Source organism: Leptospira langatensis (assembly GCF_004770615.1).
GTDB classification, from domain to species: Bacteria; Spirochaetota; Leptospiria; order Leptospirales; family Leptospiraceae; genus Leptospira_B; species Leptospira_B langatensis.
The window spans coordinates 152,812-168,277 of record NZ_RQER01000006.1; the positions used below are offsets into that span (position 1 = coordinate 152,812).

At 44.4% G+C, this 15,466-nt stretch carries 16 protein-coding genes and 1 tRNA gene; 4 read left to right on the forward strand and 13 right to left on the reverse strand.

The features are described from left to right. Nucleotides 1-2: 2 nt before the first annotated feature. The 9 genes from EHO57_RS10020 to EHO57_RS10060 form a co-directional block, all read right to left on the reverse strand. Nucleotides 3-482 carry an EVE domain-containing protein gene (locus EHO57_RS10020; RefSeq protein WP_135645151.1) on the reverse strand — a complete coding sequence of 160 codons (480 nt, stop codon included), beginning with the start codon at nt 480-482 and terminating at the stop codon, nt 3-5. Next, nucleotides 479-2,455: an ATP-dependent zinc metalloprotease FtsH gene (gene ftsH / locus EHO57_RS10025; RefSeq protein WP_135645149.1), complete on the reverse strand. Its 1,977-nt coding sequence runs from the start codon at nt 2,453-2,455 to the stop codon at nt 479-481. Before ftsH ends, EHO57_RS10020 begins: the two co-directional genes overlap by 4 nt. A gap of 291 nt (nt 2,456-2,746) precedes the next feature. After that, nucleotides 2,747-3,310, reverse strand: a complete 564-nt coding sequence (pth, locus tag EHO57_RS10030; RefSeq protein WP_135645147.1) for an aminoacyl-tRNA hydrolase — start codon at nt 3,308-3,310, stop codon at nt 2,747-2,749. 40 nt (nt 3,311-3,350) lie between these two features. Beyond that, nucleotides 3,351-3,974 carry a 50S ribosomal protein L25/general stress protein Ctc gene (locus EHO57_RS10035; RefSeq protein WP_135645145.1) on the reverse strand — a complete coding sequence of 208 codons (624 nt, stop codon included), beginning with the start codon at nt 3,972-3,974 and terminating at the stop codon, nt 3,351-3,353. 17 nt (nt 3,975-3,991) lie between these two features. Further along, nucleotides 3,992-4,930 carry a ribose-phosphate diphosphokinase gene (locus EHO57_RS10040; protein WP_135645143.1) on the reverse strand — a complete coding sequence of 313 codons (939 nt, stop codon included), beginning with the start codon at nt 4,928-4,930 and terminating at the stop codon, nt 3,992-3,994. Continuing rightward, nucleotides 4,927-5,685, reverse strand: a complete 759-nt coding sequence (locus EHO57_RS10045; RefSeq protein ID WP_135645141.1) for a sugar phosphate nucleotidyltransferase — start codon at nt 5,683-5,685, stop codon at nt 4,927-4,929. The genes EHO57_RS10040 and EHO57_RS10045 overlap by 4 nt, the downstream gene beginning before the upstream one ends. 22 nt (nt 5,686-5,707) lie before the next feature. Beyond that, nucleotides 5,708-5,783: transfer RNA gene (locus tag EHO57_RS10050), tRNA-Gln, on the reverse strand. A gap of 12 nt (nt 5,784-5,795) precedes the next feature. Then, nucleotides 5,796-6,689 (reverse strand): 4-(cytidine 5'-diphospho)-2-C-methyl-D-erythritol kinase, encoded by an 894-nt coding sequence (locus tag EHO57_RS10055; protein WP_135645139.1) that lies wholly within the window; start codon nt 6,687-6,689, stop codon nt 5,796-5,798. A gap of 144 nt (nt 6,690-6,833) precedes the next feature. Next, nucleotides 6,834-7,784: a helix-turn-helix transcriptional regulator gene (locus EHO57_RS10060; protein ID WP_135645484.1), complete on the reverse strand. Its 951-nt coding sequence runs from the start codon at nt 7,782-7,784 to the stop codon at nt 6,834-6,836. A 181-nt stretch (nt 7,785-7,965) separates the two neighbouring features. Here EHO57_RS10060 and EHO57_RS10065 point away from each other — a divergent pair, with 181 nt between their 5' ends. Beyond that, nucleotides 7,966-8,271, forward strand: a complete 306-nt coding sequence (locus EHO57_RS10065; protein ID WP_135645137.1) for a hypothetical protein — start codon at nt 7,966-7,968, stop codon at nt 8,269-8,271. Between the two features lie 125 nt (nt 8,272-8,396). On the opposite strand, the gene EHO57_RS10070 is transcribed toward EHO57_RS10065, so the two are convergent. Further along, nucleotides 8,397-9,977 carry an LA_3751/LA_3752 family putative glycosyltransferase gene (locus EHO57_RS10070; RefSeq protein ID WP_135645135.1) on the reverse strand — a complete coding sequence of 527 codons (1,581 nt, stop codon included), beginning with the start codon at nt 9,975-9,977 and terminating at the stop codon, nt 8,397-8,399. Nucleotides 9,978-10,108: 131 nt separating this feature from the next. Between EHO57_RS10070 and EHO57_RS10075 the strand changes: the two genes are divergently transcribed. Next, nucleotides 10,109-10,354: a hypothetical protein gene (locus EHO57_RS10075; RefSeq protein ID WP_135645133.1), complete on the forward strand. Its 246-nt coding sequence runs from the start codon at nt 10,109-10,111 to the stop codon at nt 10,352-10,354. 58 nt (nt 10,355-10,412) lie between these two features. On the opposite strand, the gene EHO57_RS10080 is transcribed toward EHO57_RS10075, so the two are convergent. Continuing rightward, entirely contained in the window at nt 10,413-10,748 is a 336-nt protein-coding gene (locus EHO57_RS10080) for an LIC10421/LIC12816 family protein (protein WP_135645131.1), read from the reverse strand. Between the two features lie 565 nt (nt 10,749-11,313). Here EHO57_RS10080 and EHO57_RS10085 point away from each other — a divergent pair. After that, nucleotides 11,314-11,736, forward strand: coding sequence for a VOC family protein (locus EHO57_RS10085; protein WP_135645129.1), 423 nt, complete (start codon nt 11,314-11,316; stop codon nt 11,734-11,736). A gap of 16 nt (nt 11,737-11,752) precedes the next feature. Here EHO57_RS10085 and EHO57_RS10090 read toward each other — a convergent pair whose 3' ends face one another. Continuing rightward, nucleotides 11,753-12,880 carry a helix-turn-helix domain-containing protein gene (locus EHO57_RS10090; protein ID WP_135645127.1) on the reverse strand — a complete coding sequence of 376 codons (1,128 nt, stop codon included), beginning with the start codon at nt 12,878-12,880 and terminating at the stop codon, nt 11,753-11,755. A 118-nt stretch (nt 12,881-12,998) separates the two neighbouring features. Here EHO57_RS10090 and EHO57_RS10095 point away from each other — a divergent pair, with 118 nt between their 5' ends. Continuing rightward, nucleotides 12,999-14,174 (forward strand): DJ-1/PfpI family protein, encoded by a 1,176-nt coding sequence (locus EHO57_RS10095; RefSeq protein WP_135645125.1) that lies wholly within the window; start codon nt 12,999-13,001, stop codon nt 14,172-14,174. A gap of 51 nt (nt 14,175-14,225) precedes the next feature. Here EHO57_RS10095 and EHO57_RS10100 read toward each other — a convergent pair whose 3' ends face one another. Further along, nucleotides 14,226-15,461 carry a M48 family metallopeptidase gene (locus EHO57_RS10100; RefSeq protein WP_135645123.1) on the reverse strand — a complete coding sequence of 412 codons (1,236 nt, stop codon included), beginning with the start codon at nt 15,459-15,461 and terminating at the stop codon, nt 14,226-14,228. Between the last annotated feature and the right edge of the window lie 5 nt (nt 15,462-15,466).

The window sequence follows — 15,466 nt, forward strand, 5'->3', positions numbered from 1 at the left end:
CCCTAACCGGGAAGTATCTTGGCCCCGGCTAATTCGCAGATATATTTGAAATGTTTTTCGCTCACGGGCTGGATGGAAAGACGACCCCCGGGTTGCAAAAGCACCATTCCTTCTAGTTGCCCGTGGGATCTTAATTCTTCTAGTGAAATTGGGCGAGAAAATTTTTCCTTAAATTTCACATCCACCATGAACCAGGTCGGTTTTTCCGGCTTACTCTTCGGATCGAAATACTTATGTTTCTTATCGAAGGCAAAATGATCCGGATAGCCTTCCTTTGCTATTACCGCAATCCCCGCCAAATGAGGAGGTTTACAGCTACTATGGTAGAATAAAACGAGGTCGTTTTTCTTGACCTCGTCTCTTAAATAATTTCTTGCCTGATAATTCCGAACTCCTTCCCAGGGAGCAGTCTTCCCCGGGGAGGCTTTCAAGGTATCTATGGAGAAAACGTCGGGCTCTGTTTTAAAAAGCCAGTATCTCATTCCACTCCGGTAGAATAGGCGGGCTTGCCTGGAATTTCTCCGCCTTTTTCTTTCTTAGTAGATCTCTCAGTCTTCTTCTTAGGCTCCTCGTTTGCGGGATGAACAATCGCCATCAGTTCATCATGAGAAACTGTTTCCTTAGCGAGTAGAGCCTTGGCCAAGTTCTCGAACTTAGTAGAGTTCTTACGGACCAGTTCTCTTCCCTTATTCAGGCAGGTTTGAACGATGTCTCGGATCTCCTTGTCGATCATGGCTGCGAATTCTTCGCTATATGCCTTATTGCTTTGGCCCATATCCCTTCCAAGGAAAGGACTCTCGTGGCCGCTTCCATAATTGATGGTGCCTAGCTTTTCGGACATTCCCCAATCACAAACCATTCGTCTGGCGATATTAGTGGCTTGCTGGATATCGTTGCTAGAGCCGGTAGAAGTCATCTTGAACTTAAACTCTTCGGCAATGAATCCACCCATGCAGACCACGATCTGATCCAACCAATACGCTTTGGTATGAATATGTTTGTCTTCAGTAGGAAGGGACTGGGTCAATCCAAGCGCTCTTCCTCTAGGAATGATGGTTACCTTATGCACTGGCTCGGTATAAGCAAGCAAGGTTCCTAAGATAGCATGACCTGCTTCGTGAAATGCGATGACCTCTTTTTCCTTTTCGGAAATGAAGAAGGATCTACGCTCCGGTCCCATCATGACCTTGTCGCGAGCCTCTTCTAATTCTTCTTGAGTGACCCGTTTCTTATTCTTACGAGCCGCAAGTAGAGCCGCTTCATTGATCAGGTTGGAAAGATCCGCGCCTGTAAATCCAGGGGTTCCTCTCGCAATGGAGTTCAAAGAAATATCGCTGGTTAAAGGAACTTTTCTGGAGTGGACCTTCAGGATCTGCTCTCTTCCGTTCAAGTCAGGAAGATCTACGATCACTTGTCGGTCAAAACGTCCCGGTCTGAGAAGAGCTGGATCCAAAACGTCTGCGCGGTTTGTCGCAGCCATTACGATCACTCCTTCATTCTTCTCGAATCCGTCCATCTCAACGAGCATTTGGTTTAGTGTCTGCTCTCTCTCGTCATGACCACCGCCCCATCCGGCGCCTCTCAATCTTCCTACAGCGTCGATCTCGTCGATGAAGATGATACAAGGAGAATTCTTCTTACCTTGTTCGAACAGATCTCGAACACGAGAAGCTCCCACACCCACGAACATTTCTACGAAGTCGGAACCGGAGATACTGAAGAATGGTACTCCTGCCTCGCCTGCTACCGCTCTCGCAAGAAGGGTCTTACCGGTTCCCGGAGGACCTACTAATAGAACTCCGGTTGGGATCCTTGCTCCCATTGCTTGGAATTTCTTAGGATCTTTTAAGAATTCGATGATCTCTACGAGCTCGGTCTTAGCTTCTTCGCAGCCTGCAACGTCCGCGAAACTGACCTTGACCTTAGGATCCACAGTCATTTTTGCTTTGGACTTACCGAAAGAGAAAGCCTTATTGCCGGTAGACTGAACCTGACGCATAATGAAAAAGTAAAATATGAAAATGCCGATCACACCTACGAGAAGGAAGGAACTCAGCATTCCGAATCCGTGACCGTTCTCTACGGAAACCACTTCGAAATCTATATTCGTTCTTCTTAATGAAGAAAGGAAATCCTTGTCGATAGGAGCCACTTTGGTCTCGAAGCGAACAGGGATCTTGACCTCTCCTTCGAACGGCTCGTAGCAACCTTTGATCAGATCTCCTTCCATCACTAGCTTATCGCAGCCTGGGAACTTGGAGTCCTTGATCTTGATGAGCTTGCCTTTTGGCTTGGAGGCACCGTCGGGTTCCAGCATACTCATGAATTGGGAGAACGGAATGACTTCCGGATTTCTTCCCCAAATGTCCTTTATTTGGGTGGAAAAGAACGATACGCCCAAGATCACCAAAATGAAAAGGATCAGTAATCTCAGACCTTTATTATTGTTATTCATATATTACTCCCAAGCTCCGCATCTCTTTCGGAGCCGCTTTCTTCCCATAACTTAGACTCGGAAGGCACTGAAAACTTTCCGCATCCACCGGAATCGATATAGCTTTGGAAACCGATTTTGGTAAAAAAGTTCCCCATATTCAGAGTCCCTTTTTTTCCCGAAAAGTAAAGGAGTTTTCGTTCAGGGAAGGAATACAAAAGAAGATAGAAGATAAGCTGGTCTAGATAGAAATAGGATGGGTTAAAAAAAATACTGCCGCGAACTTTAAAGTATCACGGCCTATTTTTGGGACTATAGTCTGTATTTTTCGATCACATCTTCGATATCTCCAAGGCTGATCGAGCGGATTGCAGCCTCGGCATCGTTGATGATCTGTATCAGACTCAGGTTTTCCAAAGGCTGGAAATCCTCTTTTAAGAAACTATCCAGATTGGATCCGTCAAAATTTTCGTTACCGATCCCGATCCGGATCCGAACGAAATTCGGCGAACGCAAGGATTGCACGACGGATTTCACTCCGGGGTTCTCGTTTCCATTCGCTCCCTTATCCACTACGATCTTTCCCAAGGGCAAGGTCCAATCTTCGTGGATCACTAGAATATCTTGTACCTGAATTTTCAGGAAGGAAGCAATGTACAATACGGACTCTCCGGAGAGGTCGCTGAAAGTTTGAGGTTTGAGTAATACAACCTCTTCGCCTTCGAAGTCTCCTCTGCCGATCAGAGATTTTTTCTTCTTCGTTTTGATCTCTACGTTAATGTTATTCGCAATAACGTCGAGGATCTTGAAGCCGATATTAGATCGGTTGTTATTGTATTTGTCTCCGGGATTTCCCAGTCCGACAATTAACTTCATACAATACCGTATTCCAAGTTTAGATCACGAGAAGGAGAAATTATTTCCCCTTTTTACCGCCCTTTTTATCGCCAGCAGCTTCCTTAGCATCCGCTCTCTCTTGAGCAAGTAGAGCTTTCGTTTTCAGGACCGCAGCCACAATCGGATCTCCGTTTACTAGGATCTCCCAGCTTGCAGGAACTTTCAGGTTGCTTATCTTGATGAAATCACCTACATCCAGATCGCTAACATCCAGAACCAAGCTCTCGATCAGATCCTCAGGAACTGTCTTAACTCGGATCTCGTGGATCAGATGGTCGAACTGACCTCCGACCTTGGAACCTTTTGCGATCCCCTCGGTGCGAATTCCAATCTTAGTGATGATCTTCTTGCCAGTCTCAACTTTATAAAAATCTACGTGACGGATCCTATCGATCTCCGGGAATCTTTGGATCTCTTTTACGAAAGCCTTTTGTACTCCTGCTCCCTCGACTTCTAGGTCGATCAGAGTGGACTGACGAATTCCGGAATGGACAATCTTCTCTAATTCTTTCTCGTTAACGGAACCGGAAGCAGCAACACCGCCTCCGATAATATTGATCGGGACTTGGCCAGACGCGCGCAAACGATTGTTTTCGTTTTTGCCGGTTTCGGTCCTCTTCTTAACAGCAATTTTGTGACTCATTGTTTTACCCTTGTATCTTATATAAATAGGTCGCTGACCGATTGATTGGTCGATATTCTCTGGATCGCAGCCGCAAATAATGGCGCCACGGACAGAGTCTTTAATTTAGAGATCCTTTTGGATTCAGGGATCTCTATCGTATTTGATAATACCACTTCTACGAACGGGGTCGCGTTCAAACGATCGATCGCTTCTCCGGAAAGAACTCCGTGAGTGGCTGCGCAATACACAGACTTGGCTCCGTTTTTCAATAGAGCGTCTGCGGCCTTGCAGATCGTTCCTGCAGTGTCGATCATATCATCCAGAAGAATGCAATTCTTTCCTTCGATATCCCCGATCACGTTCATAACTTCGGAAACATTCGCTTTCGGTCTTCGCTTATCGATGATAGCTAACGTAGCGTTTACTTTCTTTCCGAAGGATCTGGCTCTTTCCGCTCCGCCTGAATCCGGAGAAACAATCACTAGATCTTCGAATTTCTTGCTTAGTACATATTCTACTAGTACAGGACTAAAATGGAGATTATCCACTGGAACCTTGAAGAATCCCTGGATCTGATCTGCATGTAGGTCCATTACGATCACTCTAGTCGGCCCTAAGACCTCTACCAGATCTGCAACCACTCTTGCAGAAATAGGAACCCTTGGCTCCGCCTTTCTGTCCTGTCTTCCATATCCATAATAAGGCATCACAACAGAAATGCTTTTTGCGGAAGCTCTTCTAAGAGCGTCCATGATCAGAAGCAATTCCATAAGGTTATCGTTTGCAGGAGCAGAAGTGGATTGGATCAGGAACACGTCCCTTCCCCGCACATTCTCTTCTATCTTAACTGCGATTTCTCCATCGGAGAATTTACGAAGGTTGATCTTGCCCGGTTCAATTCCGAGAGCCTGGCAAATCTCGTTTGCGATGGTGCGATTCGAAGATCCTGAAAAAACGGCTATATTGCTGCTCATTTCGCCGCTACCTCGCTTTTCAGGATTGCAGTTAGATTTTCCAAATCCGCAGGAGAATTGACTCCCTGACTTTCGCCGCTATTTTTGAGAACCACCGCGCCCAATTTCTTTCCTTCTTTTTTATATAACTCTACTAGATCAGGAAGATAGTATTCTCCCTGTGCGTTGCTATTTCCAATTTTCTTGAGAGAGTCGAACAAACCTTCGGAACTAAATACATAAGTCCCTGTGTTGATCTCATCTATCTTCTTCTGCTCAGGACTTGCGTCCTTTTCTTCTACGATTGCGATCACTTCTCCACTTGCGTTACGTACGATCCGTCCGTAACCGGTTGGATTCTCCACCTTTGCAGAAAGCAGGGTAGCGGAGAAACCGTTTTGGATATGAGTGGAAACTAAGGATTCAAAGGTCTCGCCAGTGATCATGGGAACATCCCCACAAGCGACTAGGATTGGACCAGTATGGTCTTTGACCAAGGATTCGGAACATAAGACAGCATGAGCCGTGCCGAGCTGCTCGTTTTGTTCCGCAAAACGAACTCCGGGAATATCGGAGCATAAAGCTTGGACCTCTTCTTTCTTATAGCCTACAACCACGACTATATTAGAGATCCCTCCCTTTTGGAGATGATCGATGACATGATTCAAGAGAGGCTTTCCATTTAAGGAAACAGCCACCTTGGGGAGCTCCGTCTTCATGCGGGTTCCCTTTCCCGCAGCTAATACTACGGCAACTGCTTCCTTTTTGGCGTCCATTTAGTAATCCGGTGAAATACAGTGGCTGGGCCGATAGGATTCGAACCTATGAAATGGCGGTACCAAAAACCGCTGCCTTACCACTTGGCGACGGCCCAGTTTCAATCTCTTTAATAGTTAAAGCTAACAAACGTAAGGTCGGGAAATTCTGTCTGCATTTTGGCCAACAGCTCTTCCCGTATCTCCAACCCTTGCACGAGTCCGTAGATACAAGATCCGGAACCGGTTAGGGAAGAATAACTAGCTCCATTTGCCAAAAGGCTTTCTTTCAATTTCCCTAATTCCGGAAACTTTTGAAAGGCCAGAGGCTCGAAGTCGTTTACGAGCTTTCCTCTCAAAGCCGCCCAATTTCCTTCTTTTAAAGCAAATTCGACGTCTTCGCGTAGAGAAATCCATTTTTTCGAGGGTGGGTCCGCTTGTAAAGGCTTTTTGAGACCTGCGTACATCTCCGCAGTAGACAGCACCTGCGGAGTAAGAGCGAGTATCCCTTGTCCGGAATGGACCTCTATTTCTCTCATGATCTCTCCCTTCCCGGAAACGAATGCATTTCCTTCCGATAAGAAGAAGGGAACGTCTGCCCCAATTTCTGCCGCAAGCCGGAGCAATTCATCCGAGTGAAATTCAGGACCTAATCCAAAATAAAAAGAAAGAAGAGATGCAGCGTTGGTGGAACCTCCTCCTAGTCCCGCAGCAGGAGGGATTTTCTTAGTGAGATGGATCCTCACTCCGGGAAGTTCTCTGTAATGAGTACGGACCTTAGTGAAAGTCTTGAAAAGAATATTCTTAGAAAGATCCCCTTTCTCGGAAACCTCATCATACAAACGCCTTTTCTCCAAGATGATCTGATTCTCAGAGACTAGCTCAAAGCGTCCCGGATCGATCGGCTCGATCCCGATATCGTCTCCCCAATTCAATCGTAGAAACACGCTTCGGATCTCGTGAAATCCGTCAGGCCTCTTGTATGGGATCTCTAGTCCTAGATTGATTTTAGCGGGAGAGAGCAAGGTATTTTCTTCATCAAGCAGGAAGGCTAACCGGTCAATCTTTAAGCGAACTCTTTCGGTTTACAAAAAGTGCGAACAAGCAATCCCGATCGTCGCTTTTCCTTTTGCCAAAGTATGAATTTCAGTAGAGTCCCAATATGAACTTCATCTTTCCAAAAGAGATTGAGCTTCCCAGTACAGTCTCATTCTTTCCTGTAAATTTTCCGGACTGCGTATGATCACATTCGGCCCGAATCCTTTCAGAGTGGAGAGAAACCATTCTTCGTTCCGGATCTTGGTCTTGGATAGATAGTACCAAACTCCTTTGAGTTGGATCTTATCTTTCGTTCTTTCTAAGGGAAGTCTGGAATGAAGATTAAAATATACTTCGGCAGTATGATAGATCTCTGCAACTTCGGAATCCGCTTCCGTTTGGCTTAGGAATTTCTTTAATTTCAGGATGGCTTCTTTTCTTTCTTCGTCAGGGACTTGGACCGAGTCTTGGTCCGTGAGAGAAAGTTGGATAATGGAATCCAAGCGAAATGTCCTAGGTGCCTTTCTCACATGGCAATAACCGATCAGATATTCTTCTCGAAAACTCAAAAGGGCCCATGGATCGACTCGTCTTATCTCCGCCTGGGCTTCTCCGTTTGCTTGGTATTGCATCTCCAGAGATTTGCCGGATTGGATCGCATCATGAATTCTTTTCTTAAGATCGTTCTCACTCGGAACCCCGGCAGAAGGCAGGATTGCATGAATTTTTTCTAATATAGATTGGAGAATCTTCTTTCGAGAAGGGCTGATCTCCTTTTCGTCTTCTTCTAAGAAAAGACTTCGGATGGCAGCCCATTCTCTTACGCTAAGCACCAACCCCTGCTCCAGATCCACAGGCATGCGGATCCCGATAGTGTCTCCGTCGTAATCCAGTTCTATGAATTGGTCCGGAGTGTACGGATAGGATCCGACCATGTAGAGTTTTCCGAGTTCTTTCTTGAGATCCTTGATATCCTCAATGCCGGAATACTTAGAAAGATCCTCAAGGCTCATTCGTTTGTTTTCCTGCAAGAGTCGGATCACTGCCAACTTGGTCTGGATCTTTTTAGTACTCGGATTCATCCCGGACATTCTTTCCTTCCTAAAAGCCTGGAGCAATCTCAAAAAACGGATCCGACCTTATTCTCTGGTCGAAATCCATTCCGAACAACCGGATTTTTCTTTTTACGAAATCGTAACCTCGGACACGGGAATTTAAAACCTACGATACATACTCCGAGGGTCTTACGGATATAATATGCATATGAGCGCCGCAGTATTCGTTCGCAAATCCAGTCCGAAGATCCCAAAGTTCTATGTGGAATTGTTCGATTCGGAATCCGTCTTCTTAGCGTCCGCCCAACTCATAGGAAAAAGAGTATTACGCTTTATCGTGGACTCCAAGGTTTCTTATAAGAAGGGAGATGGGATCCACGGAAGACTGTACGGATTAAGATCCAAACTCTTTCTTCCATTTGTAGGGATCGTAAGAGAAAGAAGGGAATTACAATCCAAGTTCTATACCAAGCTGTGTGAGTTGGTCCTAGAATCGGAGGAAGACTTCGAGTAAAAACACTACTAAAACAGAGAACTCGGCTGCTTTCGATTGTTTCTCTTCTTGATCTTTGCCGTGAAACGTTTGCCATATTGGCCTGGCTTAGATAAATTCAACTTTTCTAATATATTCCGCTTTGCTTAGTTCTTTCTCTTCATCGAGAAGATCAATACATCCTCCCGATTCTCCACAAAATCCCTTTCGAAGCCCGGCCCTAAATTCTCTTTTGCAGCCTTGTAATACGAATTCTTTTCAAACAAATCCTCCGGTTTAGGATTCGGAGGAAAGGACGCCTTAGATTGTACAAATAGTATCTTCGAGAATTGGTTCGGATCGTTTTCGGAAAAGAAAAGTTGGACCCATGCCTCTTTCACCAACCAAACCGAAGGCGTTTGAAAGAAGTATTTCCCCAGGATCTGCGCGTGAGTTCTTACCTGAACGACCACTAAGTCCGGCTTTTGGTCCAAATAAACTTGGTTCATCTTGGTAGATTTTCTTCCGAACCTGCCAAGGATCTGAGTATAAGAAAAAGTCATGTATGCAGAAAAGAGAAGAAGAAGGATCCCGAATGCCTTCCCGATCTTTCCGGACGTTTTTGAAGGGAACTTTTTAGAAATGGAATCGGAAAGGGTCAAAAGCATCCCCACAAAACTAGGAAGACTTAAATGCAAATACCTAGAACCGAAATCTATGATCCCATCATTCGGCGCAGAAAGCACCAAAAGCACAAACGCTGCCAATCCCGAGATCACAAAGATATTTCTTTTGGATAGTGGCTCTTCTTCTTTCCTCCGGAAGAAATTCGTTTGAAAGAATAGAAAGTAAACGGAGAACAAAAGAACAATAACAAAGAGCGGAGTGTATCCGAAAAAGCCGATCCGATTCGGGTTTGCGATGAGTAGTCCTAAATAGATCTCCCCCTTTCTAAGAGGAGAAATAAACATAGTGGGCTGATTGAAAGAGAAACGAGGACCCATAGGATGATGGTAGAGAAGATATTGTGTCCCCAAAAGTAGAAATGCGCCGACTAAGAATCCCAAGAGATAGAGTAAGATCCCTTTTCTTTCTTCTCTCGCTCTAAATCGGAACCAAAACAAGAAGAATAGAAAAGAAGCAGGAAACACTAATGCCTCTATTCTAAACCAACCGGCAAACGCAGATAAGAATCCGGAGACCAAGAAGGAAAATGCAGCGGTATTCCCATCCGCACGCAGAAACAGAAAACTCCCCAATACAAATAAGAAAGCTCCGATCCCAACATCCGGAAAGAAGTAACCGTTCACCACAAAGGGAGTGCATATCGCAAGGATGCTTAAGAATGCCAGGCTTTTCTCCCATAAAAGGGAAAGAAGAAGGAGAGAAGCCAAAACAAAGAGTGAGGTTACGATATACACTCCTTCTATTCCTCCCCAAGGCAGAATCAGAGCGTAGAAATAACCTAGAGTCGCCGGAAAGGGACTGATGACTTCCTCGTCTATACGGATACATTCCGTAGGACAAAACCTGGATTGTTTATCTAATTCACGAGAAGGAAGAGCCAGGTCCCCGGATCGGAAATGATTCCGTAAGACCGATTCGCCCAATACGAATTTGCCTAGATGATCCGAATACAACTGTTCGCTGGGTTTCAAAAGGATCGGATACAGAAGGGGCAATGCCAATAGAAGATAAAATAAAAACTGTTTGGTTTTTGGGACCGAGGATCCTGGGGCTGAACTCACCAGGGCAAAATAGGAGAAAAACAGCCCTTCACAATCATTTTTCCTAAGATCAAATACCTATTCAAATCGATTGACTGGACTGGGAAACCTGCAAGGCTCTGCAAACGAACCGCAACACCGGAGCTGAAACAATGAAAAAAACAATACTCCTAACTCTCTGCTTAACTTTGGGAGGAGCGGCTTCTATCCTAGCCCAGGACAATACGCAAAATGTTAACGCTAAGGAAAAGATGGCCTGTGAAAGGATCGAATTGGATATCAAGAACGTTACGTATAACGACGCTCTTCGATGTGAAACCAAGGATGCGATCTGCTATATGATAGAAGGCTTTTCTATGAGCTGCATTCCTAAAGACAGGAATCCATCGAACAAATAAAAAAAGGCGCCAAATGGCGCCCTGCAGTCGATGGATTTAAGAAAATTTTGACTACGAATTAAAGATTGCTCAGGAAATCTTGAGTTCTTTGAGCTTCTGCTTCCAGAGCTCTTGCTTGTTTCAAGAATTTCTCAGACTGAGCGTTGCTAGCGAGGAATTTTCCACCAGTAGAACGTTTAGCCAATGCTCTTAACTCTTCAGCTCTTTCGGTTTTTTGTTGAGCAATCGCTTTCAGATAAGTTGCAACAGCAACTTTTTGCTCTTTAGTAACCGCAGCGGAAACCAAAGCCTGCTCTAACAGACGATCCTCAGTGTCTTGAGAAACTGCAAAAGCAGAAGATCCTACTAAGAAACCTAATACGAGAAGAAGTGAAGTGATTTTGTTAACTTTCATGGAACTGAAACCTCAATGTTTATTCTTTATGTTTTCTATTCTTGTTTTTGCTTACATCCATAAGACCTATCGGCATGCGCAAAGGGAACAAAAAAAAATTTTATAAGATGAAAAAAATAATTTTTCTTGTTAAGCGAACTCGTTCTTTCCTTCCATAAGATTTCTATTAATTAGAAATGCTTAATTTTCAAAAACCTAATCCGATCGAGCTCTTATTTATTCAGATTGAACAAAAAAGAAGCGTTATCTAAGTTCCGAAAGAATCTTTGCCTCTTATTAATGCAATTATCGATATGTAAGACTGCTTTTTCAATTATTATTCTAATTCGAAATTCAAAAAATGCTTATTTTTTGAGCACAATATTTAAGCAATCTGCCCTCCTGGTATGCAAAAAAGGGCCAAAAATCGGGTTTTTTGAGGATTTTCCGAGAATTCCAAGATAGCGGAAATTTCAAAAGTCTGCTTCTTTTCTCGTTCTATCTTTAGCTTATCACTCGGGAACGGAGGGAATTTGCTTTCTAAGGTTCCTTCTTCTTATAGGAATTACGTACAAAGGATTAAGAAATGAGATACCTACACGCAATGATCCGAGTAAAAGATTTGGATCAAGCCTTGGATTTTTTCTGCAGTAAGCTAGGTTTACTAGAAACAAGAAGACATGATCATCCGGAAGGAAGATATACTCTCGTGTTTCTATCGGAAGGAAAGGAGAATGCTCCGGAAATAGAGCTTACTTACAATTGGGACCAAGAAGGAGCTTATACCGGCGGTAGGAACTTCGGACATTTGGCTTTCGAAGTGGATAATATCTACGATACTTGTGCAAACCTTCAGGCAAAGGGCGTGATCATCAATCGTCCACCTAGAGATGGAAGGATGGCATTCGTTCGTTCTCCCGATCTGATCTCTGTAGAGCTTCTGCAAAAAGGAAAACCTCTAGAGATAGCGGAACCTTGGAAGAGCATGTCCAATACGGGAGAATGGTAATTCTCCCAAACTCTCCTTACTTTGTTGGAGAAGACCGAAAGGAAGTAGGAGAAGTCCCATACTTCTCCTGAAATAATTTGTGAAATGCGGATTTGGATTTAAAGCCTGCCGCATATGCCGCAGAGAGTACGGAGCGTTGCGGCTCTTCCCGTAAGATCCTCGCGGCTTCTTCTAATCTAAAACCGGCTATATATTCCCTGAATCCGATCTGCAAACGGGAATTTAATATCTCAGAGAGTTGATGCGTGCTTAAACCCAGTTCTTGAGAGAGATTTCCCAGGCTCAAGTCCTCGTCTAGATACAGTTTCTTTTCTCGCATCAATTCTTCTAACCTAAGAAGCAGCGCTTCCACATCCAAGCCTGAGATGCGGCTTTCCTGATAACGTGCTTCTCTGGAATTTTTGCGAAAGGAATCCATCAGATCCGGATTCGATGCTCGGATGAGAAAAATGCAGGAGATGATCACAGTGAGTCCGCTTGCAGCGACCAAGAACAAGGGCATATAGAAGATCTGAGCGATCACAAAAAGAAGAAGTACGAACAACGTAGCCGAGAATAAGGCCAAGATAGGTGAAAATGATTTGCGTTGTTCTTCCTCAGCCTTGGACCTCCAACGCCATACCGTTCTGAATAATGCGCCAGGATAGGCCAGATTCAATATGGTCGCGAGCGCTAATAAAAGAAGGATAATCAGCGAGTATGGATCGCTTGTTCCTTCATTCTGCAGAAAGCGAAGCTTCTCCTCCGTACTACGTACAAAGAAAGGAAGAAGGACCAGAAATGCGAATATTGCCGGAAGAAAATGGGATCCACCCAGCCTTGTGGTCTTTGCCCCAGTGAGTTTCTGGAAATACAAATACGTAAGTGGCCCGATCAAGAATAGAATAGGAATATGCGCTTCTGCAAACCAAGGAAAATCCGAAATCTGCTCAGACAATTCCAGATACAGATGCATTTGTACAATGGAAACGCAGAAGAATAAGGTCGGGACAGTGAGTCTTTCCGGCTTGGAAAGAATGCTTTGCACTTCGGAACCGGATCTTACCTCTCTTTCTTTCTGAGATCTCTTTCCGTAAAAGGAAAGTAGATCCGCAAGGCCGAGTAGAAAGGCCAATCCGGACCCGAAAACAAGAAAGGCGTACATGGGAAGTAAAGAGCCTTTCTAAAAGCCAGTGTCCAGATTTTTTTAGAGAAGAGTATTTTTTCGGTCCTTCCGGATACGGACGGACGACGAAGTCCGAAAAGTATCGCAGAATGCATGCATGGAACAAAACATTTTCAGCCTTCTCAAAATCAGATCGATCTCAAACAAACAAGCTTGGGCCTTCTTTCTTTTCCTAGGCTTTGCCGGTTTCGGTTTCTTTCTTTTCGAAAATTGCCTGGCGGTGTCCTCCCCTTCTCATAGTCCTGAGAGTATTCCGGAAGAAGTTTCCGCGTCGATTCCCAGTTACCAGGCTCGCTTCGGACGAAAGCGTCCTGTGATCGCAGTTGTGGGAGACAACGAGTATACGGAGCTGACCGATTTTGTGGTCCCATACGGAACTCTAAAGGAAGCGAATCTTGCGGATGTATATGCTCTCGGAACCCAGATCGGAAGCATGAGGATGTTTCCCGCTCTTTCTATCCAGATCCAAAACACGATGAAGAGTTTCGACTCACAATATCCAGAGGGTGCGGACTATGTGATCGTTCCCGCAATGCATAATTCTAAGAATGCTGAGATCCTTCTCTGGCTGAAGGCTCAGAAAGAAAAAGGCGCGACCATTGTTGGGGTTTGTGACGGGGTTTGGGTACTTGCCAATGCAGGTCTATTGCAAGATCATAAGGCGACTGGACACTGGTTTTCTCTTTCTAAATTGGAGAAGGAATTTCCGGAAACAAAATGGATCCGAAATAGAAGGTACATTTCAGATCGCAAGATCATTACTACTACGGGAGTCACTGCTTCTATTCCGGTTTCCCTTGCCTTAATAGAAGCGATCTCAGGAACGGAACGAGCCGCAAAAGTTGCCTCTTCCTTAGGAGCGAAGGATTGGAAGCCTACTCATAGAAGTGCAGATTTTTATTTAGGTTCTTCTCATATCTATACTGCCGCCAAGAATCTTCTGTCATTTTGGTCTCAGGACGAGATCGGAGTGCCCATCTCGGAAGGAATAGATGAGATCAGCCTGGCTCTCGTTGCAGATTCCTATTCCAGGACTTACAAGAGCGAAGCGGTTTCTATTTCGGATTCGGATCGAATTATTCGAAGTAAAAGAGGTCTTCTTTTCCTTCCGGATAGAAAAGAGAAGAAGGCGGATCGTATATCAGAAAATTGGGATAAAGATCTGCCTGTCTACGCTCTGAACAGAACTCTTTCAGAGATCTCGGATCTTTATGGGACTAAAACGGCAGCCTTTGTGGCCTTGCAGATCGAATATCCTTGGGGAAATCCATAACTACTTAGAAAGAAGTATGGACCTCCCTCTTGGATCGGGTAGGCAATCCAATCAGTATTTTTCGGCCATTTCTATTCTCTCGAGCGCGGTCGGATGAGAATGTTCATAGATCACTTCGAATTTATGCGGGTTCAATCTGGATTTATTGTCTTTAGCCAATTTGATCTCCGTACTAATAAAGGACTTCTTATCATGAGTAAGATTTAAAGCCTCCCGATCCGCTTCCACCTCGAAGATCCTAGAGATCGTACTCGAAATAGGTTGGGTAAACGATCCGATAATGGAGAGTACCATAAACAAGAAAGGCAAAGAAGACGGAGAATAAAACTCCTTTAAAGGAAGCAGCCCTTCTTCTTTTGCTTTTTGGAATAAGAAGCCGATCGCGAAGCATAAGAGTAGTACCTCGAAGGTGCTAATCGCAATATCGATGAGTTGGTGATTGTGTATCCAATGACCAATCTCATGTCCGAGTACGCTCACTACTTCTTCTTCGGTATGGTTTTTGATCAAAGTATCATAGAGGAAGATCTTCTTGTTCTCTCCCCAACCGGTAAAGTAGGCGTTCGTATGTCCGGAATATCGGCTCTCGTCTATGACGTAGATATTCTCTACCTTGATCTGGGCATGATCGCAGAGGGCCAGGATCTTCGTCTTCAGACTTCCCTCTTCGATGGGATGGTAATCGTAAAAGATAGGCGTGATGAGGATCGGGAACAATACGGAGGCAAGAAGCCCGAATCCTAGAGAAATGGCTGGGACCATCCATTTCCATAATCTTGGAAAATTCTTCAGTACGAATGTGATGACTAAGATCCCAATTGCCCCGAAGGCCAATCCTAAACCGAAGGATTTGCTTTTCAAGACGACCCAATCCATGAGAGTCATATTAGAGAATTGGAATTTATGTTCTAGTACGTATCCGAAATAATAACTGAAAGGAAGAGAGACTAAGAATTCCACCAGATAGAACACCAAAAAGAAAGAAAGTACTACGAGATAGAATCTCTCCTTGGTCTTCCTTTGTAGATAATTCTCCAATCTTTCCGAGATAGGAGTGAATACGAAGATCCCCGCTAAAGCAAAATCGAGTAGGGAAGAAAGCACCGAGACCCAGAATCCCCTTCTATCGTATTCGGTTCCCGCTTGGATGTCCTCTTCGGTGAAATACTTTAGAATTCTTTCATGTAGCTCTGGGGATGTATCTCCTTCGTAGGAGAAATATTTCATGATCAGTGTGAACCCGATCTGGGCCAAAAATAAAAAGAAGAGTATATGTTTTAGTTTCATTCTAG